This window comes from Moritella sp., from assembly GCF_013215705.1.
In the GTDB taxonomy this organism is placed as follows: Bacteria; Pseudomonadota; Gammaproteobacteria; order Enterobacterales; family Moritellaceae; genus Moritella.
On record NZ_JABSQR010000013.1, the window covers coordinates 13,756 to 38,615 of the forward strand.

Genomic DNA, 24,860 nt, shown 5'->3' on the forward strand with positions numbered 1-24,860 from the left:
AAAGCGACAAATCAATAAAGTTAAGATGCGTACGTATATTCGGCTTCTTCTTGAAGGAGCTACCTTCTAGCCTTTGATGTTTGCGCACCTACCGTCCTCATCGTGTTAACAGCTTTTTCAGCATTACAGAATGGTCAGGTTTTCAGTAGGTTGGTCTTACCTTTTATGCATCATCATTTTGTAAAATTTTAAATTATTGTGATCATTATGCTGCGAGTAAAATAGGTTTATATTCAGTTTCATATCGAAGCATTGCCCATGCAGTTCTAACAATTTTGTTGGCCAGTGCTATGCACGTTTTCTTGAAGCCAATCAGTTCAACGGTCTTGCGTAACCAAGCATCTTTTTGCGTTCTCGGTTTTTCTGGTAACCTTCCAAGACACGACATTGCGCCAAGATACAGCAGAGACCGTAATTCTTTTACCCCTCCACACTTATCAATACCAATCATGAACACCTTGCCACCCGAACTATGTTGCTTCGGCGTTAGTCCAACAAACGCGGAAGCTTGACGGCCATTTTTAAATTGCTTTCCATCTCCTAACGTTGTGTAAAGCATCGCTGCAATTGTTTCCCCAACACCTTCAATTTTCATCAACCTTTTGCACGGTTCAATTTGGCGTGTTAAAGCATTTTTCTCTTTTTCAAAATCCTTCAACTCATTTTTAAGCAGCTTGTATTGCTCCCAAAGGATAGCCATCACACCGATGACATTGGCAGAAATATTTGTTTCTCCATCTAAAACAGTTTGAACTGATGCTTTCAACCCTTTTTCACCCTTGGGATTAGCAATTCCGTAACCCAGGAGTGACCCTCTAATGTGCTGACCAAGTGACACTAAGTTTCGAGATAGGAAACGACGGCTGCTTTCCAAAGATTGCATAGCCTGCTGTTCTAGGGACTTCGGTGGGCTATATTTGATACCAATTTGAATAGGGCATTTGCAATAGCAAGTGCATCATTTCGATCTGTTTTGTGTCCTTCCAAGTACCCTTTAACTTTTTTGGGATTGATGATCCGTACTTCATGCCCAAATTGCTCAGCGTATCTTCCCCAGTAATGGCAACCGCAGCAGCCCTCTACAGCAACGATCGAAGGCTTTGCCTTGGCTAAAAATTCTTTTGTTTTCTGATGATTTAGGGCTTTGTTACTAAGTAATTCACCATCAATGCTTATGTAGCATACTTGCAGTACATTTTTAGCTAAATCGATCGCGATGATATTTTTGGTTAACATAATAGAATCCTCTAAATCAAAAGCTCATCCATAAGTGTAGATGGGCGAAGGAGGTGTGGATTCCATACATCATGTTAGCGAGGGCTTTATTTTGCTATGCTGAAACTAATCGAAACTAATCTAAACTCTATTTAACGAGATGGCTATGAGCAATAAAATGCAACCAGACAAAAATTTAGTAGAAGGTTTGACACCCGACAATGCACACGGTGATGAGCTAACGTCTCTGTCACTCGCTGAGATAGTACTTAAAGCATCGACAAGCGACCATCAAATTGCGCTAAAAAGAATAGAAACACTATTTGATGCAGCACTCAATACGCCTAAAGGTGATGAGCTTGAAAGGCTGATCGTTTTTGTTGAAGCATATGAAAATGAGCATTACCCAATTTGAACTGATCCAACTCATTTATGTCCACCAATGGCTTAGGGTTTATCCCAAGATCTAAAAAGCCTCCAACTAGGAGGCTAAAGACACTGATAACTACAACTTTAGTAAACCTATCCCTGTAACTGCAACTTCTTATGGTGAAGCGAAGCCAGTACCATCTTACAGGCTACGTTGAATGATACATCCATACATTCTGAGACTGATTTATGAGAATTAGTTTTCTCAAATATACGCAACGCCATGTCGCAATTATCTTTACCATATTTATCTAATGAATCCATATCTTCCCTAATACTTTACTCATACGATTTGAATATAGTATTAAAGTTTTAATCTAAGTTCAATCAACATAGCTACTTTTACAGCATGATCGGTTAAATGAATATTTAAGCGGTTACTTAGGATTGTCGAGTGGCTTTAAATTTAGTTGTTGTTTTTCCATATTCTGTTGTCACAACAGAAACGTATCTCACTTTTGCCCCTAAGTAGCTTAGAGTTGTTACTCACTTAAAATGTGAAAGTTTCGGTTTGCCATAGTTTTCATAATGTGAAAAATGGGGTAGGTTCTCACACAATTTACATAAATGAATCGAAAACGATGGCCAGTAATATTTAACCACTTCACTATTTTTTATTATGGACGATGAAATAAAGACCGCCTATAAAAATTACAACTGAAACGGTGAGCATTATGCCGCCGAAAATTTGAATTGAATTCATAAACCACCTGACCTTTATAGTTATAATTTAATATTATACATTCGATGCTATATAGAATCTAGCTAACTCGAAATTGCCCCAAAGTGGCTTAGAGCTGTTACTCAACCGCAATATATCCATATAGATTTGCCATACATTTTATGCATGATTGTTTTGAAAATGAACCTAGTGTTAGCTTGCCAAAGCAAGATCTCAATCGATTTATTCATGCGTTGTCCTTACGTTAAAACTAGCGTTGTATACAGATATAATGAAATTTAGTCATTTTTTGCTAAACATGGGTTACTTATATAGCCAAATAGACTCAGTTTCACTTTTTGTAAAAAATTAATTTATTGAAATATATAGTTTCTGTTCGTAATCAAATTTATTTATAGAGACCTCTATAAATAAAAGTCTCAATTTTGCGGGGGGACGTGCTTAAAAGCTGACTATAAATAAGCATGTAATGCATTGATTTTAAAATTGGTTTAAGATGATTCTATGAATTTAAACAGCCGTTTGGAAAAGTACTTATAAAGACGTCTGTATAAACACGTTAGAAATTGTGCCCCAGTGGCACCCTGGAGTCATAATTGAATTTAGCAATAATCATAGGTGTTGAAAAGTATAAGTCATCAAGCTTTGATGACTTATTAGCCTGTAAAAATGATGCAAAAGTTATTGGAGAAGTTCTTAATGATGTAAAAGAGATTAAAGAAACTCTTTTTATCAATAACAATGAAGCAGGCTATGAAGTAAAAAGAAAAATATCTGACTTAGTTGAGAAATATAAAGGAGAAGATATTGATGAACTTTTCTTTTACTTTTCTGGGCATGGAGACAGATATGATGATGATTTCTTTTATCTACTGTCAGATTTTGATCTAACAAAAAGAGAAAGTACAGGGCTAAGAAATTCTGAAGTTGATGATTGGATTAAAACCTTATCTCCTAAGTTATGTGTGAAAATCGTAGACGCATGTTTTAGTGGGACACAATATATAAAAAGTGAATCAAATACTGAAAGCGAACTTAAAAAGTCGGCTCAAAAATATGGTTTAAACGATATATATTTTTGGTTTTCATCTAGGGAAAATCAAACATCATTCGCAGGTAAAGAGTTTAGCCGATTTACAGAAAGTATTCTGACAGGCATTACAGAGCATAGCGGTGATGTTAGATATAGAGAAATAATGGCTTATGTAGCAGATGATTTTTCTAATAAAGGAGATTCTAAACCAATTTTTGTAACTCAAGCTGATAATATTGAAAAGTTTGGGCATGTAACAACAGCTACGCATAAAATAATTTACGATGCGTTTGGCTTAGATGACTCTGATATTGAATCTTCTGAAACCGTTCTACAAACATCCATGAACGATAGCGATGTTAATAAAGACGAAGCTATTCTACCTGAGAAGAAAGAACTTTCGGTTTTTGAGTTAATTAAGATTAAATCAGATGAGATTTGTTTTAATGAAGAGGATTTACTCAAATTTATAGAGTCCTTTAATAAAAATATATCGGAATGGGATGATGATCTTCAAAGTGTTTATGAAATTGAAACTGAATTTGATCTGAGAATATACCAAGTTCCCAATAGAGCGAAAATTGGGACTTGGTTAGATAAAAACAAAAGAAAAAATTATTTTTCCGAACCTACATATGGTGAAAACACTTATAAAGTAGAGGAATATAAAGCGCTCCCTAAAAAGCCAATTAAAAACACCATGGCTCTTGCTAGAGATATGGGTCTATGGGGTGATGAGGATGATACCGAGTATAAACTAGAGAATGTTACCAAAACTCATAAATATATTGATGGTTTTGACTATACGCACTATTCTGAAAATAGAATATCTAAAGTATCTTTCAAACCAAAAGTAGAATTAGCACCACCACTTTCATTACACATAGTTCCAATTTATTCCAATAAACATATGGTGTTTCATGTTGCTTATGAGGTATTAAAAAGGAATGATTGGAAAAGCTTCTCACAGCCTAAGTGTACCAGTTGGAAAATGATTCAAACTAATATTGATTCCATTGAGGCACCTGTTTCTGCGTCTGATAAAATTCAAACTGAAGTTAAGTTATGGATTGAAGGGTTGTTTAAAAATAGTGTTGAGTAAAAATTTCTAACAAATAGCTTAAACGGACAAAAAACAGCTGGCTTTTGCTCGTCCCTCGCTAACTCTAGCCAGCTGTTTTATTGCCGCTTAGCAAAGCGTTAATCTCAATTGAGAAACACTTTCAGTAATGCGAAACGTCCCCTTTGAAGCTTAAGTTCTAAGCCATTTCTGTCCAATACAGAGTTACAATATCAATCAATCACAATATCAATCATTCACAATATCAATCAATAATATTGTGAATCAATCAATAATATCAATTAACAAAAATGTGAACACCAAAAAATCGTAAATTAAGGCGTTATGATTTAAGATTGGGTTTTCATTTTAATGAGTTATCAATATGTACCCTATAGATTACATTGAACCAGTATTTCGGCCACCAAGCGAATGGAAGAGCTTAATTCTACAAGTAACTAATGGTTGCTCATGGAATAAGTGTTCGTTCTGTTCGATGTATGAAGGCGATAATAAAAAATTCACCCCTAAGAAAATTGAACAGATTGAGAAAGAAATTATAACCGTAGCTCAGTCAGGCCTCCCCACTGGTCGTGTTTTTCTTGCCGATGGCGATGCAATGATGTTGCCATTTAAACGCCTAAAAGAAATTCTTGAATTGATTAAACTTCACTTACCTCAAGTTACTCGTGTTTCTAGCTATTGCTTACCTCGTAACTTAACGAATAAAACGGTTGAGCAGCTAACCGAGCTAAGATCACTGGGTCTTAAACTCATGTACGTAGGTTGTGAGAGTGGTGATGATGAGGTTTTAAAACTGATCAATAAAGGCGAAACATACCAAAGTTCAGTTGTAGCCCTTAACAAAATCAAACAAGCCGGTATGAAAAGTTCTGTTATGATTTTAAACGGTTTAGGTGGCCCGGAATTTTCTGAACAGCATGCAATTAACTCAGCTCGCTTGATGAATGAAACCCAGCCAGATTACTTATCTACTTTGGTTGTAAGCTTTCCGTTCGGTGAAGAACGATTTGCTGAAAATTTCTTAAAAGAAAATCGACAACCTTACCGCCAGTTACGCCAGCAAGAGTTGTTTAAAGAAATGGAAATACTTTTAACTAATCTGGAACTGGAAAAAACAATATTTCGTTCTGATCACGCTTCAAATTACTTGGTCTTAAAAGGCACTTTGGGACAGGATAAAGCACAGTTACTTGCAAAGGTTCAACTAGCGCAGCAACAACCGGGATCTATACCTTTACGCCAAGAGTGGCAGCGAGGACTGTGACAAATAACGTGACAATATAATATTAATGATCCAAAACATAAAAAATGTGATCTACATTCATTCATGAGGTTACCTAGCAAGTGGCCACTTATCATGTTAATAATTAATGTTTGAATTAATAGGCTAGCCGCGTACTTATTTTTTATATTTAAAATAAGCACCTTGTTTCGCCTTTGGATCTAGATACGGCTCAGCAGTGAGTCGCATTTACCGCATACTATTACATTGTAATTCGCTGCGCGAAGCAGCGCCGCCATAGGCAACGACTTCCACTTTATCATCAGTTGGCGGCTTACATGCTCGCACACTCGCATTTTCATATTCAGCCTGCACTTACTGCTCTCTGACGTTTAAATCGAGTACGTAAGCAGACATCATTTTATTTCATCAAAAGATCTATCAACGCTAAACCCTGTCTGTATAGTTTTCCATTTGGGATTTGCTTCTATCGCAGCATTAAATGCTTTTTTATCACCGACAAAAACAACGGTCTTTTTGGCGCGGGTCAATGCGGTGTACAACAAACTGCGCTCTAACAGATTCGACTTGGTGACGGCAATAATAACGCATTCAGCAGCACTGCCTTGGAAGCTATGTACGGTCAGTGCATAGCCAAGCATGATTCCGAGCTTAGCGATAGCTTCGTTATCCAGTATACGTTGCTCTTCGCCGAACTTAAAAGTGTACGGCACTGTGGCAGAGAGCAGCTTGCCGAGACTACCATTGAACAGATCAAAGCCATTTCCGCCGACATCAGTCACATTTTTTCTGACAATAACAGGATCATTCTCATTGAGCCCCCAAGCTTTTAATGGCGGTGTTTTGTCTGTTGTCAGCTGTGATTGAAAATAGCTGTTGATATGATGAATAGACTGCACTATCGGTCCATAGGCGTTCGCACTTTTGCGATGCGTAGTGATCACCTGTGTTTTTTCTAATCCAAGTTTATTAGCGACCTCAAAAATGACTTTCGCTAAGGAATGCGGATCGGTTCTATCGATAGTCGTTGGCAAGAAAAACACCCCATGTTGAGGGGCTGGAGCAGCTAAATCAAACGTAATCAGTTCAGGATCAACGCCTTGGCTAATACTGTCAGCAATCGCTGGTATACCCGTAGCAGCTGCGCTGCGATGGGCTTTGGTTAACTTGGCAATCGGCACGTGCTTGCTGTTGCATAATAAGTGAAATACTAATCCAGCACCTATGGGGGGAATTTGGTTCGGATCGCCGACCATCAGAATGCGGGCTGTTTCGGGCAATAGACGCAACAAACGATTCATTAGGGAAAGATCTACCATTGATGTTTCATCAATAATGATTAAACAGTCGGCAGGAAACTCTTCTGGTTCACGATAAGGATTATTTTCTTTAGCTTCTTCCGCATTTTCGAACGGGAGTATATACCAATGAATTGTGCGTGATAGACAATCGATATCATGATTTTCATTGTAACCGCGCATGACATCGGCAGCTTGACCAGAGAGGGCCATTTGAAACACTCGAATGTTTAGTGCCTGAGCTAGTCTTACCACACTTGAAATTACAGTTGTTTTACCCGTGCCAGCTCCACCAGTGATAACAGAAAGCTGCTGTTGAAATGGTAATTTGATCGCGTTTTTTTGCTCATCTGTTAATTCGAATTTGGTATTTGGCTTGCCCTTTTTCTTTGGGTTCTCAGCTATCGCGTAGACATTCTCTGCGTTACCAACCAGAAGATTGTCAAAAATACTGTCAACGCCATGTTTAATCATGTTAACAAAACGTTTTTCAAGCGTCGCTTCTGCATAAGCGACAGGTCGTGACTGTAACAAGCCCTCCGGGTTCTCCTGTAACGCGCCTGAGGTTAGTGTAAGGTCGATTGCTTGCTCTGCGACTGAACTATCGTTAAAATGGCGTTCAAGCGCACTTTGTAGCGTTTCACGCTCGATTGCAGTATGGCCATACTTGTCCAGCCGATAATTTAGAACAAAATCTACCGCGCCTTGTAGCCTACGTGGATCTTCAGCGGGATACTCCATCGCATTCGCCATTTTTTCACAGCTATTAAATAACGATGTTGTGTTGCGATCATATGCTAAAATTTTGTAGCAATCGGTGTGCAGTACCTCAGGCAATGTTTCGCCATATTGGCGGATCAGGCGATTGCTCAGTCGTTTGCCGATTTGATGTTTTGCTAGTAATTTGATTGCTTCTAGCTCGCCGCGCAGCACTGCCCAGCTCCTAAAAACCAACTCAATGTTGTGAGTCAGGCGTCTGACTGCCAGTACTCGTATGCCATCGTGATCTTCCTTATCAATGAGTTGTCCCAGCTGATCTGGCCCTTTTGCTGCTTCGATTGCACTAAGCCATGTTTTTTCACCAATCCGCGTTGCCCCTTCACCCACCCGCAGTTGCGGGTGACGCACAATGTATTGCTTTAGACGCTCTCCCTCAACCTCGATAGGTTCGCCATGGCTTGCAATAATTTGGTTGATGTAGGATGGGTTGGTATCCCATTCGCCAGTGAAACGCCAATGTTCCCCTGATTGTGCAGGTCGTGCTAGCACATGTGCACGAGCGACAACTGAGTGTTGTACGCCGTTATACCAGCCATGGATGATTTGCGAACCACGGTTGCCAGGGTTTTGGCTCGTGATCATTAATTCAATGTTGAATGGCTCAGGGTTGAGTCTCATCCAAACACTCGTTTGAGCGATTTACGCTCTTGCTGATCGCCTTTAATGACACGTTTTTCAGCATCTCTTGTCCGGATTACCGCAACGGTAAGCTTTGCTGTTAATGTAGTTATCTCTCCAGCTTGGCGTTGATTTTCATCGGTCAGAGCAGCAATTTTATTTAATGCCTCTTTTAGCTTGTTATCTATATCGCTGGTACTACGTCGAGCATTATCAATACTTGACTGGAGGTGCTCACGAACCGTTTGTGTTTCATCTTTTTCATCGGGATTAGACAGATCCTCGATACTTAATGCTTTAATCGCTGCATCAAGCAATTCACGAGCGTAAACACGCTTAAAAACTTGCTTGCCTTGAATGACTTTTGCAAGCCGTGCTAAATGGCTGAGGTTTGGCATCGCATCGCCGTTATCGTTAACACTATACGCGGGTAGCGGCTCCTTTTGTTCAGCGTAATGATGAAACAGAGCTGTCAGCTTTTGCTTGTTATCCCAGTCGATTTCGATGCTTGATAAGCCAACTTGATCAAGCTCTGCATTTGTTAATTTTTTTTCAGCCATGACAGTCTCCTAAAATGGCACATCTTCCATTGGCATAAGAATATTCCGAATTAGCTCCTCAATTTTAACGGCCGATTGAGACTCCACGGTCTTAATGATTATATCCAGCGCGGCGGTATTTGCACTTAGCTGCTTGGTGAGTTCGCTGTTCTGTGCAATGAGTTTTTGGTTGCGACCTTTGTAATACTCGACTGTACCGTATTTAGGTTCGTCTTTATCCATGTCGCTGTCAGACATTTGCAGAAAACGATACTCGGCTATCATGTCAGCCCGTGATGTTAGCGTGCTTAACTTACCTGTGATCACGCCTTTAGCTATGAGCCTTTCATGTAATGTGACCGCTGAAATCGGGGCTTTCTCGATCCCCTGTGTTTGCATGATGTTTAACTCAGCCTCTATGGCTTTATCGAGTTTGATTGAACGAGCATTCTTAGCCATTCTTCACCTCTTCTTTCAATTTACGTTGATCTTGCGCAAAATTCTCGACTACGGTCTTTTTAGGTCCAGTCATATTTAGTCGCTTGGTCGTTTCAAAGACGCGGATAGGGATAAAACCACTAAAGTTTTCCGCTTTGCAAAGAACGATGTCCATCTGCGCTAAGTTGTGTTTTTCTATTTCAAAAGCTTCGCGTTCACGGCGAGATTTTAGCTTGCCTGATTGCGCTAATCGCGACATTTTATCGACATTGAGCGACAGGTTTTGATGGGTCGATTGGATGCTATCTAGCTCTCCGGGGCGACCGGTAATGGTTAGATGAAAACAGCCCTCACCATCGAGGCAGCGCAGTTGTTTGTCACAGCCATGAAGTGCCAGATTACGGGTGCAACCGCCATTAATGACAATATGAAAATTGCGCCCATGAACTTCAATAAACTCTTTGGCTGCTTGCAGGCCATCTTTTTGGCGAATTTCGTTAAAGTTATTCTGCAACTCACCCAATAGATTGTCCTGTTCAAGCGCTTCTTGCATAAATTCGACATGCTCAGCCGGTTTATTAAATGCATGAGCGTCTTGTTGTACTGCAAGTTTTGTTGGTGTTGCCCCTATTGGTGCCACCCCCAGTTCTGCCAATAAATTGTCTTCAGGCTCGGGGGGAGCAACAATTTCATTGGTCTGTTGTGCACGCACAGCCCTCTGGCGCATGCTCTCGGTGGATGTGCCCTGATATTTTGTCTTATCTTTCAAGCTCAGATGTTGATAAGCCCGGTTTTGTTCAATATCGCGACGACCGACGATAAGCGCCTGTTGGTGCTCTGCTACGTCAGCCAAGGCTAAAAAGGTATTTAATTGATGGCGAGGCATATGCGACTCAATCTTTATATTCGAGCCATCGTCTTCTTTTAGACCATAGCGACTAAAAATCGAGGCAAGGGGAGAGGTATTCTTGCGCAACAAGCCAAAAAAAATCGCCATAGATGAAGCGTTAAAAATCTCTGGGTACAGATGTGAAACGGTAGACTTGTCCGTAAGCGATGCCAATGCGCCACTCGGAGCAATGCAGAGCAACTCTGATTTTTTGATGGTAATGGTTTTCTTTCGCTTTCCATTGCCACCCATTTCGAAGCTAATTGATGTATAGTGATTATCTCCCTTCGACTGTTGATAATAGCGATTCATGTCAGCGACGCGAAAAAGTTTTAGCAATGGCATATTCTGGAGTCTGCGCGTTATAGTAATTCTGGCCTGATCGACAATCGATCCGACTGATAAGACCCCGGCTTTTTTTAACCGGCTAGTAAAATTTGTAATAACATTTTCATTTGGCTCTTTCACGTAGTTGACAAAGTGCTCATTAATGTCCCTAAAGGTCATTGTTTTGCTTTCCCATCTTATGGGCGCAGTCGGATTCTGTTCGAGCCATTTTAACTGCTCTCGACACGTTGCTGTCTGCTTATTGATAAATTCGAATGCAGCGATGACTAGCGGGGCGCTGGTAGGATCTAACCATTTGTATGCGGCGATATGGCCTTTCTCGGGATAATAATGGATCCCCCAAATTAGTTGTGGTTCGAGTTCAGGTTTTCCATTGTCGTTCAGCACAACTTTGCCATCTTCATCTCGTTTCTCGACAAAAATCGGCTTACCTGTGGTTTCATTGATTTCAGCCACACTGATCAAGGCATCATGACGAACTCGCAATAGCTCGCCGATGCGAAAACCGGTCACCATCAAAATATGATAAAGGCGGAGAGCGACTTGCTCCCAGCTGTTGCTAGCATTGAGAGTTAACCAAGCGAGCGAATGAAGTGCTTTCATCGAGAGCAGCTTATCCTCACCGTCGCGCTCATTATCGTCAATCGATTGCGCTTTTTTACGCCGTTGATTCAGCGCTTTCTGCTCAGTATTCGGTCTCTGTTTATGTGTATGGGTAAAAGTGATGCCAACGTGAATAATAGCCATCGCCTTGAGCTGCATTGTTTTTTTCAAACAGGAATTTAATAATTTGTATATGGTCATATAGCCGCTTGCAATCAGGTTTGTTTCTAGCTGCTCTAACACTGCATCATCGAGCAGCCGTGGTTCGGCTGCGCCCTTTACGTGTAGTAGTGCCTGATGCAGATATTTCATGTCCTTAATATTTCTTTGAAGGGATGCAAATACCATCTTGTGGACATTCATTGTGGTGACCGCTTTACACCAGTTGATATAATTTCTGTTATTGATGACGGAAGCGTTTATGTGTTTACTTTTTAATATTTTTGTAAAATGTAACGAAGCTGTTGGACTATTTCCGCTAAAGTCGCCTTCGGATGTCCAGATATCAGCGTCCCACGATTGCGCCGTGATTAGTGTCGCATAATGTTCTTTCGCCTGTTCAATGAACGCATTGAACGCATCAATATTGCTACGCATGTTGGCCTCCTTGACAGTTTCTGCATCGTGAAATCACGGCTTTCACTTGCTCCATGGTGCCTTCTAGCTGGGTCATAGCTGGATTCATTCCTGATTGATGGGTGCTATCTGAAATGGCAATGATTTTTGAGGCCTCAAACCGCAATGCCTTTAGCACCGAATTATGATGGCCATCTTCAAAGGGATGAAAGTCTTGGCAGCCATAGCAATTGTAAACTGGCACGTATTCACAGTCGGTAGCATCGCAGCCACCAATTCCTGTGGCCAGTTCATCACCGATGCGACCCAAAACTTCTTTGTCTTGCCAGTCGTCATCCAGGGCAAGATCTCCGGTCAATAAAGCTACCATCGCCCCGTATGTGCCATTTCGACCCAGTGCTTTCTCACGCAATGCACTAATTGAAGGGCAGGCCGCAATATAGTATTTTGCTGCTAGAAGCGTGCTGTGTCCGAGCATATAGGCAATTTCTGATGCCGAGCTACCAGCCATGACCATGCGATGCGCCATATTATGACGAAAATCATAAGGCGTTTTGTGGGCATTTTCAGCCCCCCAACGAGCCAGTGTATTATTTATGCTCCGAGTCCCACGGATTTTCCTCCAATCAGAGCCATTTTCATTCTGTAGTAATTGCAATGATTGACTATTTTGTCGTGCAATGAGTGCTTGTATGGCTCTGCCCAGTTCAGGGCTAATCGCTAATTTATCGGTTCCTTTTTTATGTTCAGAAGGCTTGCCTTTTTTAGCCCAAGGTCGCAGTAATGAGAAGTAGTTGCCGACTGACTGAAAACTATCATTAAATAATCGAAACAACTGGATTGGACGTAAGCCTAATTCATAACAGAGTCTCAGGACAATAAAGTCACGTAGTTCGGTGTAGTTTAAGCGCGTCATGAATTGTGTATCATGGCTTGAATGAGTACGAATAAATTGTTCTTCTAGGGGGCTGAGTCGCACCTCCATGTCGTAATAGCCCCCGACGTTGACACTGGCTTCAGGCGCTTGTTGTTCGAGATCAAAAAGATCTTCAATATCCGTGCCGGGCGCACCATGACTGATCAGGTAATTTGTTAGTCGCTTGATGATAGCAAAATCAGTTCGGTAGTAACCGCTCTTTGAATTGCGAGATAATTCCATTTTTTCATAGAGTTTGGGTAGTGTTAAATCATCAATCGTCCAAGCTCGTCTCTCAATCATTTTAAAATTTTGAACGCTAACAGCTATCGAATAACTCGATAGAAACTTAACTATCAGCCATTTTACAATAGGTTGTATTTGTTCATCAACGCGACCAAAATTCATTGTATAAGGCAATCCACCTTCCCGAATAGCCCAGACATCTTCACTGGTGTCCAAATACGCGGTATCACCATGGCTCGCGGCGTGAAAATGAATATGCCGCTTATAGCGCAATTCTGATGCAAATGCAGCCCACTCAGCTGCCGTGGCATCAAACTTCCTGTTTTTATCAAATTTAACTGCTAACATTGATCTTTTCCTTGTAAAACATGACGCAGGTTGGCAGCATTTGCCTTGTCGGCCAAGAACCGACGACCATAGTGATCGGGCATCTCACTCTTGATTGACCATCCGCCATTGACTCGAAGTAGATCTTTGGCATCGGTTATTGACATCTTTTGTTCGTCCACTAAGTGATAGAGTTGTGAAACAGCCCAAGTATGTCGAAGTTTATGCGGGTGACATGACGTCATATATTCCATTGATTTGAGATCGGCAATATCTGAGAAGTGTTGATGCAATGCTTTGGTGAGTCGTTCAAATATTTTGTTAAGCATGCGTAGGGTCAGTGGTTTTGGAGACTGTGTTGACAAAAACAGGATCGAGCTATCACAGTCTTCATGTTCTTCAGAGCCATCACTCTTTGTAATAAGTTTTAAACGAAGCTTATTTACATAGAAGCAGAGATAGTCATAGTGATCTTTCGTTATTTTCAGGGTGCGATGAGAAGTCTCGGTTTTTATAGAGCCTTCAACATTTTCTTCATCATCACAGTTGGTCACAGTAATGTAATAACTTGTCACTCCGTTAAGGTTATGGATCGACGGTTTAAATGAATCAGTCTCAAGCAGGTTTATTTCTCCTCTGCGCAGACCGTATTCGAGCGCAAGAGTACAGATCAAATAATTTCGAAAGCTCACTCTTAAACTTGAAAATGGATTTAATTTATTAGGTTTTGCGGTGGTGGTCGGGCGAATAATCTTTAAGAATGCGGCACACTGGAACAGGGTCAAACTTTTATACTCTTCTTGAATAGCAGTAGCACTACGCTTTGATCCCGATGCAGTGAGCTCTTGTTGCTTGTCTCGGAGTAAAAAGCTAATCTTTGTCTGCTCATGTCCGATATATTTTGGCACAAAAGTATTGTTGTATTTTGTTGTAGTGTATCGGTTATTAAGATAGCGAAGAAATTGGAAAACATCGCTGATACGAAGTCTACTCGTAGATACTGCAATCGCATTAGCATTAGTGCCAAATGAGACAATGTTCCCCCCTTTTTGCCCCACATCCAGATATGATGAAAAGCCATCGAGCTCACTGATCACACCTCGCATGCCATTGCGTTCGAAAAAGAAATCGAACGAATCATTGTGTTTACGCTGAATATATTCGTAAAACTGACAGATTGCAGTCATGTGACGATGCTGAGTCGAAGATGCCCTTTTATTTAGTCTGAGGCTAGAGTAAATCATGGCATACAATGGCGTTAAGCAAGTGTCATAATCGAAGATTGTCCAGCATTGCCTGTCAAAATATTCAGATTTATAGCTAATCAAATTATATTGCATTGCATTGACGATCCTTGCTAAATATTATGTACTAAACATAGGTTCTCTGCTTGTTTATGCCAATGTAAAAATGTAATACATCTTAACTTTGTGAACTAAAAAACGGGTTCCTCCCCTATGTCGGTTGTGAAAGTGGTGATGATGAAGTATTAGCGTTAGTTGAGAAAGGCGAAACTTACGCTTCACAACTCGATGCGTTATACAAACTTAAAGGCGCAGGCATTAAAACCTCGGTGATGATATTAAATGGCTTAGGTGGCACCGAGTTTACTGAGCAGCATGCATTAAATTCAGCCCGCTTAATGAACGAAGCACAGCCTGATTATTTGTCCACATTAGTCGTGTCTTTTCCATTAGGACAAGCTAAGTTTGCTAAGAATTTTGTCAATGGTTTCCAGTTACCTGATCAGCATGGGTTATTTTTGGAAATGCAAATGTTGTTAGAAAATCTAGACCTGAAGCATACCGTATTCAGATCTGACCATGCTTCTAACTACTTGTCTTTGAAAGGGACGTTAGGGCAAGATAAAGCACAATTATTAGCGCAAGTACGTGGGGCAATTGAAACCCCAGAACAAAGCAATCTGCGTAAAGAATGGCAGCGCGGGTTATAACTATTCTCTTTTCAACAATATAATTATTATTTGTTAACAGTATAACTGTCATATTTTCAACATTTAGCGCTGCTATTATCACAGTAATTTAGAAAAAGTAGCAGACAAGATGACAACCAGAAAGGGCAGTGCTATGGTTGCTAAGGTTATATTTTAATAATTATTACCTTATGATTACTAACTGTTTGATAGTTTTTGTCTATTAAAACGATTGGCTCAAACAATTGGTTTAAGATTATATTTAATGTGAAAATTATGCCGCAAATAAGCGGATATTTAATTAATTTTAGGAGATTAAAATGGTTTTAGTAGGACGTCAAGCACCTGATTTTACAGCTGCAGCAGTACTAGGTAACGGCGAAATCGTAGATAACTTTAACTTTGCTGAATTCACTAAAGGTAAATCAGCGGTTGTATTTTTCTACCCACTTGATTTCACATTCGTTTGCCCATCAGAGCTAATTGCTTTTGATCACCGTCTAGAAGAATTCCAAAAGCGTGGCGTTGAAGTAATCGGTGTTTCAATTGATTCACAATTCAGCCACAACGCATGGCGCAACACTTCTATTGAAGATGGCGGTATCGGTCCAGTTAAATACCCACTAGTAGCAGACGTTAAACACGATATTTGTCAAGCATATGGTGTTGAACATCCAGAAGCTGGTGTGGCTTTCCGTGGTTCTTTCCTAATCGACACAAACGGTGTTGTTCGTCACCAAGTTGTTAACGACCTTCCTTTAGGCCGTAATATTGATGAAATGCTTCGTATGGTTGATGCACTAAACTTCCATGAGAAAAATGGTGAAGTTTGTCCTGCACAATGGGAAGCTGGCAAAGAAGCTATGGAAGCATCTCCAGAAGGCGTTGCTAAATACCTAAGCAAAAATGCTAAAGGTCTATAATTTTCACTTAACTTATTAAGTAAAAATTTAGTCTAATAAAAAAGCCAATCTCATCGAGATTGGCTTTTTAGTATTTAATTTTAAATAACGTTTAAATTGTCTTAACCATCAAAGCATATTTCAATCGAGGCATTGCCGAACGGACTAGTTAGTGGCAGTAATAATTTTGGCCCTTCAGATTTATGCGTAATGGTATGATCTTTACCTGATACCACGATCGGTGTCGACATATCAAAATCAAACCCTTTTTCAGCTAAAATACGTTTAGCTCCGCCAGTCACCATATTGGTGATCTCACCCACCATATCAATGACTTCAGCATCAATTTTTGCTGGTTTCTCACCCAGCATATTCTGCATGATGGCTAATGCCAATGATTCATCAAATGTCAGTGCAAATGAACCTTTAGCTTGGGTTGACATCATCCCCATAATACCGGAAATATCACCTTTGGCTTTATCATCTTTTTTGAGTCTTGGCTTACCGGGAGTTAATTCCACTTGTGCCATGGTACTTAATACATTTAATAAAGATGAGATAAATGGATTGATAAACTCTACACGCATAGTTTGTTATTCCTGAAAATTTAATTATTCACGACAATCAGCACAGATACCGTGTGCTTCAACTGTCTTCGTCGTAATGGCAAAACCATGTTCATCGGCAAGTGATTGTAGCAACTCTTCTATTTCGGCATTATGCAATTCAATAACGCTACCACAGCTTTTGCATAAGAGTAGTTGTGAAGGATGCTTTTCACCAAAGTGAGGGCATAAAATAAAGGCATTACTTGATTCTATTTTATGGATAAACCCTTCTTCGAGTAAAAAATCGAGTGCGCGGTAAACCGTCGGTGGTTTGGCATTCGGTTCTAATAGCTGCAGCTGAGCAAGCAGATCATAAGCGCTGATCATGGCGTTGTGCTGTGCCATTAACAGAAAAATTTGTTGCCTAATTGGGGTGAAGCGAACTGCACGGGTAATACAAAGCTGCTGCGCTCTGTAGAGTAAATTGTTCGCTGAATCTGTCATCGGAACCATTCAAATAGCTGAGAAAGGATAATGCTAACACATTGAGGTGATTTTTCTAATCAGCAATGCAGAGAAAGTGAGTTTATTCATATAAGCAAACAACCGGGATGACAGATCCAGTTTGTTTGCTGAATATATTTTTCGCTAAACAACAGCGTCTGAATTACTGCATAGTTACAAAGGTGAATTAAAAATAGGAGCGTAAGATCTTTATTTTTGAAAGTGCAGCCCGCAAGGTGTATGATCGCCCCCTTGTTTTTCATCGTCGCGGCTTCGCTGCCGCACGAATTTGAAAGCAGCTAACGTAATTCAGCGCACTTACGCATCCAGATAAGAGATAATAAAGCAATGACCAAGCCAGTTACCACCAGTGTTCATGCCCCTGGGCGTTTTTCGATTGCCCCTATGTTGGATTGGACAGACCGTCATTGTCGTTACTTCCACCGCTTGTTAACCAAAAATACCTTGCTGTACACCGAAATGGTAACCACAGGTGCGATCATTCACGGTCGAGGTGATTATCTTGCCTATAACAAAGAAGAGCACCCTGTGTCGTTGCAGTTAGGTGGCAGTAATCCTATCGATCTGGCTCAAAGTGCGAAGTTGGCACAAGAGCGTGGTTATGATGAAATTAACCTGAATGTGGGTTGCCCATCTGATCGCGTGCAGAGTGGTAAATTTGGTGCCTGTTTAATGGCTGAACCGACGCTGGTGGCGGATTGCGTAAAAGCCATGCAAGACGTGGTTGATATTCCGATTACGGTTAAAACCCGCATTGGTATTGATGACCAAGACTCGTATGAATTTCTTCAAACCTTTATCGACACCGTGGCGGCTACGGGTTGTAATGACTTTACTTTGCATGCGCGTAAAGCCTGGTTAAGCGGATTAAGCCCGAAAGAGAATCGTGAGATCCCAGAGCTTAATTATCAACGTGTTTATGATATTAAACAGGACTTCCCAGCGCTGTTCATTGCTATCAATGGTGGTGTTAAAACATTAGCAGAAACGCAATTACATCTCGGCCATGTGGACGGCGTGATGATGGGGCGTGAAGCGTATCATAACCCTTTTTTATTGAGCCAAATTGATGAGCTGGTTTATGGTGGCGAGAAGTCGATCCATAGCCGTCACGATTACGCTGAAATGATGCTACCGTATATTGATAATCATATTCGTAATGGTGGCAGTTTAACGCATATTTATCGCCATATGCTTGGGCTATTCCTTGGATTGCCGGGAGCAAGAGCGTGGAAACGTCACCTCAGCGAGCAAGGGCATAAAAAAGGCGCGGGTGTTGAGGTTGTAGAAGCTGCATTACTGTTAGTGCCTAAATGCTAAAATTATAGGTCCTAAAAGTTAAAATATAGTGTGAATATGCTGATTTAAAGATTAAAGGAAAAGCCATAAAGCTTATTATAGTTATTTATAATAAGCTTTTTTTGTATATAGATAGAATCAATTGTCAGAAGGTGATCACTTATTAATGAGTGATGCTCGTTTGAGTTAATTTATTCAGGTAGTATGAATTTTCTAATACTAACGAATTAATAACATAATTTTTACAAAACGGTCATGATTCTAATTTCAAGGCCGATACGTTATTAGAGAATTTAAGGATGTTGTCCGATCTATAAGTTAGATCACAAGGACGGAATTGGTATTGTAATCACATTACCAAGCTAACTTACAAACGCTACAGAGGTATGAAATGGGACTTTCCACCCAACTAAAAATCAAGCATAAGATCGGCATTCTTTCGGCAGTTGTTGTCGTCAGTTTTTTAACTTATCTTTTCGCCAACATTCTGGTGGTGAAAGAAAATAAAGAACGGTTATTACAACTGTCTGCAATTTATTATCCAGTACTTGAAGCTGCCACGATCAGTAACAGTAAGATTGCCGAGTTAACTCAAGCAATTGAAACATCCGTAACCATTGGTGATGAAGATATGCTGCTAAGTGCTGATGAAGTATATGCTGATCTCATTAGTCAATTAGACATAATTAATTCTATTCACCCTGATAAACGCAGCGAGTTATTGTTAATTAAGGCGGAAGCTAAAGAGTATTATAATTCTGCGAAATATCTAGCTAATGGTTTGATTAACGGCACCATTTCCATGGATGACTTATCTGTGTTAGCAGAGAAGAACCGTTTTATATTAGAAAAATTGTTAGCTGATCTAGGTCAGTTTAAACAAGACAGCCAAGCTGACTTCACGGCCTTGATTGAAACGTCATTAGCGAGCTCTGATACGAGTCGTAATCGCGGTGTGATGTTAGCTGTCGGTGTGATTATATTAGTACTAGCGGTATGTTATTGGTTGACGGTATCGATCACAGGCAGTATTCGTAAAGTATCTGATTCATTAAAAGAGATCGCGCAAGGCGACGGTGATCTTACGGTCCGTATTGATTATGTAAATAAAGATGAAGTGGGTGAGCTGGTACATTGGTTTAATCTGTTCTTAGACAAACTTCATGGCAGTATTAGCGAAACCATTCAATCGATCGATTCGTTATCACAAGCATCGACGCAATTAGCGACATCAAGCAGTACTTCTAAATCTCGAATTCAAGAGCAAAGTCAGTCGATTGATCAGGTATCTCGCTCGATGAACGAAATGTTTGAGACTGTCAGGCATATTGCTGATTATGCGTCTAATGCTTCGGCAGAAGCAAGCAGTGCAAACCGCGAAGCTGAGACTGGTACTGTGGTTGTTAAAAAGACTATCGAAGCCATACACGAACTGGCTGATGAGGTGAAAACAGCGTCACAAGTAATCGACGAATTAGACGCTCATACTAGCAATGTTGGCGTGATCCTCGATACTATCCGTAGTATCGCTGATCAGACCAATCTGTTAGCCTTAAATGCAGCCATTGAAGCGGCACGTGCGGGTGAACAAGGACGAGGTTTTGCAGTCGTTGCAGACGAAGTTCGGACTTTAGCATCTCGCACACAAGATTCAACCCAAGAGATCCAACAAGTATTGGAAGAATTGCAACGTGCTTCTCGAGGCGCTGTGGAAGCAATGCAACGTGGGATGAGTAAAGCGGATATTGGCGTAGAGCGATCATCTAGTGCTGGCGATTCTCTAACAAACATTTCGGGTAAAGTTCAAGCCATCAATATCGTCAACGAGCAAATTGCATCAGCGACGGAAGAACAGGCTCAAACATCAAAACTGATACATGGTTATATCGATGAAACTCATTCGATAGCAACACAAGTATCTAAAGATACCGAAGTGCTTGACGAGATAGCGCAAGCTATTGAAGTTGCTACACAAAAGCTAAGGAAAGCAACAAATCAATTTAGTGTGTAGTAAGTAACTATAATTTGCTTGCTGCACGAAATTTCTAAGGAGAGAAATTTTATGAGCAAGCAAATTGCTATTATTACTATTGATGGATCAAACATTGTATCAACAGTTAGAGCAACCCTATTACAGAAAACCACCGCAACATTATCTTTAGCTGCTTGTATTTCAGCAGCGTTATTCTCGTCATATACCGCCGCAGAACAATTACGCCGTGTGCAATTACTGGAAGAACAAGTATCTGTACTTGAAGAGCAGCAAGCTGAAACAAATCGTGTTAACAATGTCACCGTGAATGGCTTTTTCACCTTAAGTGCAGGCATGGCATCAAATGATGCTGGTTATGCTGGCTATGAAAAAACGCTAGATTACGTACCTGAAACCAAAGTCGGTCTGCAAGCTGCATTTGAAGTAACAGAGAATACTTTTCTAATTGCGCAACTGGTTGCTCGTGCTGAACAACACTGGCGTCCAGAAATGGAATGGGCCTTTTTAAGTCATACCTTTGATAACGATTTAACCGTGCGAGCGGGTCGTTTACGTGTGCCTTTGTATATGTATTCAGATTATTTAGAAGTTAACTTTGCACAGCCTTGGTTACGCCCACCAGAAGAAATTTACGCGGTTGTTCCAGTAAGCTCATACGAAGGTATCGATTTTGTCTATACTATTCCGTTTGATGAAGCAGACTGGCAATTTCAGGGATTTACCGGTGTTGGTTCCGATCCCGATGAAGAAACAGAGTTTGGTACCGATGTTGAATATGATGACGTAATGGGACTCTCGACAACCTTCAGCTATAACAGTTTTAGTGTTCGCGCTAGTTATGTGTTGGCCACCCTAAATTCGGGTCAAGGTTATGTACCGGGGACAGCCCTTGAGACAAAGCTAGTTAACTTCACTGACTCTGATGCTAGCTTTCTTGGCCTTGGTGCCAGTTATGACGATGGCGATTTACTGGTTGTAACGGAATGGACTCGATCTAAAGTTGATGGTAGTGGTTTAGCTACCTCCGCTACTAACTATTCCGGTAATTGGCAAGATGTTGACTCTGCTTATATTTCTATGGCTTATCGCGTTGGTAATATAACTCCTTATGTCACTTATGCCATTATGGAAACCACCGATGACGATGAACGTGCAAGTGCAACAGAAGGCAGTATTGATCCAGAAAAGATTTATAATACTTACAACCAAGCTATTTTTAATGCGAAGCGTTCTACCTATAGTGCCGGCTTTCGTTATGATATAAACGCTAATATGGCGCTTAAATTTGATGTTACTTACAGTGATGACTTTGCCAATACTAGCGGTGGCTTAACGGGCAATGTGTCACAAGCTGAAGAAGATACCTTGGTTTACACCACATCATTGAACATGGTGTTTTAGGGAGAGGATGATGAGAACTCTACTTAAAGGTGCATTATTGTCGTTGATGTTAATAGGGAACGCACAGGCTGAGGTAGTGGTGATCGTCAACCTGTTAGGTCCGGATTATTTATCACCAACGCAAGTGCGCAAACTGTATTTAGGGAAGAGTAAACATCTTCCCGGTCAAGGCAAAGCATATATCATAGATATGGCTGGTGATAGTGACATTAAGCGTGAATTCCATGAGAAGGTCACGCATAAAAGTGCTTCACAGCTACAAGCTTATTGGTCGCGTCTTATTTTTACCGGCAAAGGAAAACCGCCGCGTACAGTACGTACACCTGAATTGATATTGTCGTTGGTTGGCAGTAATGAGAATGCGATAGGTTACATTGACGAATTGTTAGTGAATGATCGCGTCAAAATTGCTTACCGACCTTAACGCTATCCCCACTTAATGCCGAGCTGTTGGGTGGGGAATTGATTACAAATTTCATGGAGGAAAAAATGCAGAGAATGATCAAGGGCATACTATTTCTATTACCATTTTTTATTTCATCAGTGATGGCTGAGATAGTGGTGGTCGTTAATCCATTAGGTCCTGATGAATTTACCCGCATTCAGGTCAAAAAGTTATATCTTGGCCAGGCTAAAAAATTACCAAATGGGAACTTAGCGAAAATATATGAGTTACCAAAGCAATCAAGATTACATAAAGACTTTCATGCTTTAGTGACTGGCCGTACTCCGGCACAAGTCAATGCGTATTGGTCTAAAAATGTGTTTACGGGATTAGGTCAAAAGCCAGAAGTTGTTTCTTCTACACAGTTGTTACGGCGTAAGATTGCCCGTAATAAAAATGCGATTGGTTATTTAGATATTGCTGAAGTCGATGATTCCGTGAAAATAGTATATCGCCCATAATTAATGACGTTTATAAACAAGAGTCACAGCGCTATTAAGGTGATAAATAACCCCTATTATAATGCTATTGGCTCATTGCTTTTCACTATCCAGATAGATTATCTCCTCTCTTCTTCCAACTACGATTTATAAGTAAATCCAATGCGTTACTAGGGTCATAACGCTACACAATCAAATAGGATATGCATCTTTATTGTATACGGTTGATTTATATTATATTAGGTATTTACAAAGAGATCAAAACTGTTAATAAAAAGTGTCATAGTAGTTAAGCTCAACAAAGAACAGTTACATTGCCGTAACAAATTGTCATAGTGTGATCTGCGTCGCTAAAATAAAATACGTAAGCATGAATAATACCATCATACTAATCTATTAGTGATTAACCGTAAAAATACAACATGTATGACCAGTTTTGAATGAATACAAAATGGACTAAGTGTTTTAGAATAAGGAAATTTTAGATGAAAAAAGCATTTATAATGCTACCTCTTGCCGTTGCTTGTGCGTCACAATTTGCGATGGCTGCAACAACTGATTCGCAGCGTCTTGCGCAACTTGAGCAAGAATTAGCTATTTTACAAGAAGCGAGCTCTTATGATTCGCTATCTGATCGGATGTCTATCAATGGCTTTTTCACTGGTAAAGTAGGTGTAGCTAGTAACGATGCTGGATACAATGGATACGATAAAGATGCTGATTTCTCTGAAGGCAGCAAGCTTGGTCTGCAGGGTACGTTCGCACTTACAGAGCAAACAAACATTGTTGCTCAGTTAGTTGCTCGTGGTAATGATGATTGGTCTACTGAAATGGAATGGGCATTTTTAAGCCATGATTTTGATAATGGTTTTACTGCGCGTTTCGGTCGTTTGCGTGTGCCTCTGTACATGTATTCAGATTACCTAGAAGTGGGTTACGCACAACCTTGGGCTACACCTCCAGCAGAACTTTATAGTGTTGTTCCATTATCATCTTTCGATGGCATTGATGTTATTTATGATATGGAATTAGGTGAAGTAGCTGTAGCACTACAAGCAAGTTACGGTCATTCATCACGTGATGCGGGTGCCCTTGGCGATGTTGATTATAGCGATGTACTCGGTGCTTCAGCATTGTTCTCTTATGAGGAATGGGAATTTCGTGCCACATACTATCAAACTCAGCTAAATACAACTTCACCATCGACAGTAGCTCTACCGTTAGTTTTTGATAAAGCAGACAGTTATTTTGCTGGTGTTGGCCTGAGCTATGATAACGGCACTCTATTCGCCATTTCTGAGTTTGCCGTTTCTGACGTAGAAGGTCAGTATTCTGATACTCAATCTGGTTATATTACGCTTGGCTACCGTATTAATGATTTCACACCTTATGTGACTTATGCTTTTCTTGAAACGACTGATGATAGTGAACGAACTGAACCTGCAGATGCTCTGGCAAAAGCTTTATTTGATTGGCAGCGTACCTCATACAGTGTTGGTACACGTTATGATATTAATTCGAACTTAGCACTAAAAGCAGATGTTACTTATGCGACTAATTTTGGTGATACCTCGGGTGGTATGTCTCCAAATATAGTTGCTAATAACGATGATACATTGGTTTATACACTTTCATTTGATGCAGTATTTTAAGGAGAACTTTGATGAAACTATTAGCTAAAGTTGCCTTAACAGCAGCATTAATCTCGGGTGTAGCACAAGCAGGTGTTGTGGTTATTGCTAACCCAACGGGCCCTGATGCATTGTCGAAAGCACAAGTATCTAAACTGTATTTAGGTAAATCTAAAAAGTTACCAAATGGCGTGAAAGCTCAAGTCTTTGAGCAAGCTGTAGGCAGTGCTATTCGTGGTGAATTCCACGCGGGCGTGACTGGCAAAAGTGATTCTCAGCTACAAGCTTATTGGTCACGTTTAATATTTACCGGTAAAGGTAAACCGCCAAAAACAATTGGCTCATCTTCTTTGATCAAAAGCCAAGTCGCATCGCATGCGAATGCGATTGCTTATATTGACTCTTCAGAAGTTGATGACACGGTAAAAGTGGTGTTTACACCTTAATATTACTGTTTTGTTGTTAATGCCAAACCTTAG

The 24,860-nt window shown here is 40.4% G+C and carries 22 protein-coding genes and 1 pseudogene; 12 read left to right on the top strand and 11 right to left on the bottom strand.

The genetic code is table 11. The annotated features are described in order from the left end of the window. Window positions 1-205 precede the first annotated feature (205 nt). Window positions 206-874 (bottom strand): IS110 family transposase, encoded by a 669-nt coding sequence (locus HRT96_RS10175; protein WP_293155857.1) that lies wholly within the window; start codon window positions 872-874, stop codon window positions 206-208. A gap of 20 nt (window positions 875-894) precedes the next feature. After that, window positions 895-1,236, bottom strand: coding sequence for a transposase (locus HRT96_RS10180; protein ID WP_293155860.1), 342 nt, complete (start codon window positions 1,234-1,236; stop codon window positions 895-897). Between the two features lie 145 nt (window positions 1,237-1,381). Here HRT96_RS10180 and HRT96_RS10185 point away from each other — a divergent pair, with 145 nt between their 5' ends. The 3 genes from HRT96_RS10185 to HRT96_RS10195 all read left to right on the top strand — a co-directional run bounded on the left by HRT96_RS10185 (window position 1,382) and on the right by HRT96_RS10195 (window position 5,707). Further along, entirely contained in the window at window positions 1,382-1,630 is a 249-nt protein-coding gene (locus HRT96_RS10185) for a transcriptional regulator (protein ID WP_293155863.1), read from the top strand. A gap of 1,292 nt (window positions 1,631-2,922) precedes the next feature. Then, a complete protein-coding gene (locus HRT96_RS10190) occupies window positions 2,923-4,461 on the top strand; it encodes a caspase family protein (RefSeq protein WP_293155866.1) in 1,539 nt (512 codons plus the stop codon). Window positions 4,462-4,804: 343 nt separating this feature from the next. Beyond that, complete coding sequence (locus tag HRT96_RS10195; RefSeq protein WP_293155869.1) at window positions 4,805-5,707, top strand: radical SAM protein; 903 nt, start codon at window positions 4,805-4,807, stop codon at window positions 5,705-5,707. Between the two features lie 207 nt (window positions 5,708-5,914). On the opposite strand, the gene HRT96_RS10200 is transcribed toward HRT96_RS10195, so the two are convergent. From HRT96_RS10200 to HRT96_RS10230, 7 genes are read right to left on the bottom strand one after another with little or no spacing between them, the layout of a single operon-like run. Next, on the bottom strand, window positions 5,915-6,040 hold the full coding sequence (locus tag HRT96_RS10200) for a hypothetical protein (RefSeq protein ID WP_293155872.1): 126 nt from the start codon (window positions 6,038-6,040) through the stop codon (window positions 5,915-5,917). Between the two features lie 41 nt (window positions 6,041-6,081). Then, entirely contained in the window at window positions 6,082-8,382 is a 2,301-nt protein-coding gene (locus HRT96_RS10205) for an AAA family ATPase (RefSeq protein WP_293155875.1), read from the bottom strand. Next, window positions 8,379-8,942 carry a hypothetical protein gene (locus HRT96_RS10210; RefSeq protein ID WP_293155879.1) on the bottom strand — a complete coding sequence of 188 codons (564 nt, stop codon included), beginning with the start codon at window positions 8,940-8,942 and terminating at the stop codon, window positions 8,379-8,381. The genes HRT96_RS10205 and HRT96_RS10210 overlap by 4 nt, the downstream gene beginning before the upstream one ends. A gap of 9 nt (window positions 8,943-8,951) precedes the next feature. Continuing rightward, the gene (locus HRT96_RS10215) at window positions 8,952-9,380 is read right to left on the bottom strand and encodes a hypothetical protein (RefSeq protein ID WP_293155882.1); all 429 of its coding nucleotides are present in this window, start codon (window positions 9,378-9,380) and stop codon (window positions 8,952-8,954) included. Continuing rightward, window positions 9,373-11,796 carry a hypothetical protein gene (locus HRT96_RS10220; RefSeq protein ID WP_293155885.1) on the bottom strand — a complete coding sequence of 808 codons (2,424 nt, stop codon included), beginning with the start codon at window positions 11,794-11,796 and terminating at the stop codon, window positions 9,373-9,375. The genes HRT96_RS10215 and HRT96_RS10220 overlap by 8 nt, the downstream gene beginning before the upstream one ends. Next, window positions 11,789-13,285, bottom strand: a complete 1,497-nt coding sequence (locus HRT96_RS10225; RefSeq protein ID WP_293155887.1) for a site-specific integrase — start codon at window positions 13,283-13,285, stop codon at window positions 11,789-11,791. Before HRT96_RS10225 ends, HRT96_RS10220 begins: the two co-directional genes overlap by 8 nt. Next, window positions 13,279-14,451 (bottom strand): site-specific integrase, encoded by a 1,173-nt coding sequence (locus tag HRT96_RS10230; RefSeq protein WP_293155890.1) that lies wholly within the window; start codon window positions 14,449-14,451, stop codon window positions 13,279-13,281. The genes HRT96_RS10225 and HRT96_RS10230 overlap by 7 nt, the downstream gene beginning before the upstream one ends. A 263-nt stretch (window positions 14,452-14,714) precedes the next feature. On the opposite strand from HRT96_RS10230, the pseudogene HRT96_RS10235 reads away from it, so the two are divergent. Then, window positions 14,715-15,218 (top strand): annotated as a pseudogene (locus tag HRT96_RS10235) (radical SAM protein); the annotation flags it as partial. Between the two features lie 299 nt (window positions 15,219-15,517). Continuing rightward, a complete protein-coding gene (locus HRT96_RS10240) occupies window positions 15,518-16,120 on the top strand; it encodes a peroxiredoxin C (RefSeq protein ID WP_006030162.1) in 603 nt (200 codons plus the stop codon). A gap of 101 nt (window positions 16,121-16,221) precedes the next feature. On the opposite strand, the gene HRT96_RS10245 is transcribed toward HRT96_RS10240, so the two are convergent. Both HRT96_RS10245 and zur read right to left on the bottom strand, forming a co-directional pair. Then, window positions 16,222-16,686 (bottom strand): chemotaxis protein CheX, encoded by a 465-nt coding sequence (locus tag HRT96_RS10245; RefSeq protein ID WP_293155893.1) that lies wholly within the window; start codon window positions 16,684-16,686, stop codon window positions 16,222-16,224. A gap of 24 nt (window positions 16,687-16,710) precedes the next feature. Continuing rightward, entirely contained in the window at window positions 16,711-17,151 is a 441-nt protein-coding gene (gene zur / locus HRT96_RS10250) for a zinc uptake transcriptional repressor Zur (protein WP_293129197.1), read from the bottom strand. A gap of 348 nt (window positions 17,152-17,499) precedes the next feature. Here zur and dusA point away from each other — a divergent pair, with 348 nt between their 5' ends. From dusA to HRT96_RS10285, 7 genes are all read left to right on the top strand, one after another. Further along, window positions 17,500-18,492, top strand: a complete 993-nt coding sequence (dusA, locus tag HRT96_RS10255) for a tRNA dihydrouridine(20/20a) synthase DusA (protein ID WP_293129199.1) — start codon at window positions 17,500-17,502, stop codon at window positions 18,490-18,492. A 370-nt stretch (window positions 18,493-18,862) separates the two neighbouring features. Next, window positions 18,863-20,482: a methyl-accepting chemotaxis protein gene (locus HRT96_RS10260; RefSeq protein WP_293155896.1), complete on the top strand. Its 1,620-nt coding sequence runs from the start codon at window positions 18,863-18,865 to the stop codon at window positions 20,480-20,482. A gap of 51 nt (window positions 20,483-20,533) precedes the next feature. Further along, window positions 20,534-21,865 carry a hypothetical protein gene (locus HRT96_RS10265; RefSeq protein WP_293155899.1) on the top strand — a complete coding sequence of 444 codons (1,332 nt, stop codon included), beginning with the start codon at window positions 20,534-20,536 and terminating at the stop codon, window positions 21,863-21,865. A gap of 7 nt (window positions 21,866-21,872) precedes the next feature. Continuing rightward, window positions 21,873-22,289, top strand: a complete 417-nt coding sequence (locus HRT96_RS10270) for a phosphate ABC transporter substrate-binding protein (protein ID WP_293155902.1) — start codon at window positions 21,873-21,875, stop codon at window positions 22,287-22,289. Between the two features lie 65 nt (window positions 22,290-22,354). Next, a complete protein-coding gene (locus tag HRT96_RS10275; protein ID WP_293155905.1) occupies window positions 22,355-22,771 on the top strand; it encodes a phosphate ABC transporter substrate-binding protein in 417 nt (138 codons plus the stop codon). 464 nt (window positions 22,772-23,235) lie between these two features. After that, window positions 23,236-24,402 (top strand): hypothetical protein, encoded by a 1,167-nt coding sequence (locus HRT96_RS10280; RefSeq protein ID WP_293155908.1) that lies wholly within the window; start codon window positions 23,236-23,238, stop codon window positions 24,400-24,402. Between the two features lie 11 nt (window positions 24,403-24,413). Beyond that, on the top strand, window positions 24,414-24,827 hold the full coding sequence (locus HRT96_RS10285; protein ID WP_293155911.1) for a phosphate ABC transporter substrate-binding protein: 414 nt from the start codon (window positions 24,414-24,416) through the stop codon (window positions 24,825-24,827). Window positions 24,828-24,860 lie beyond the last annotated feature (33 nt).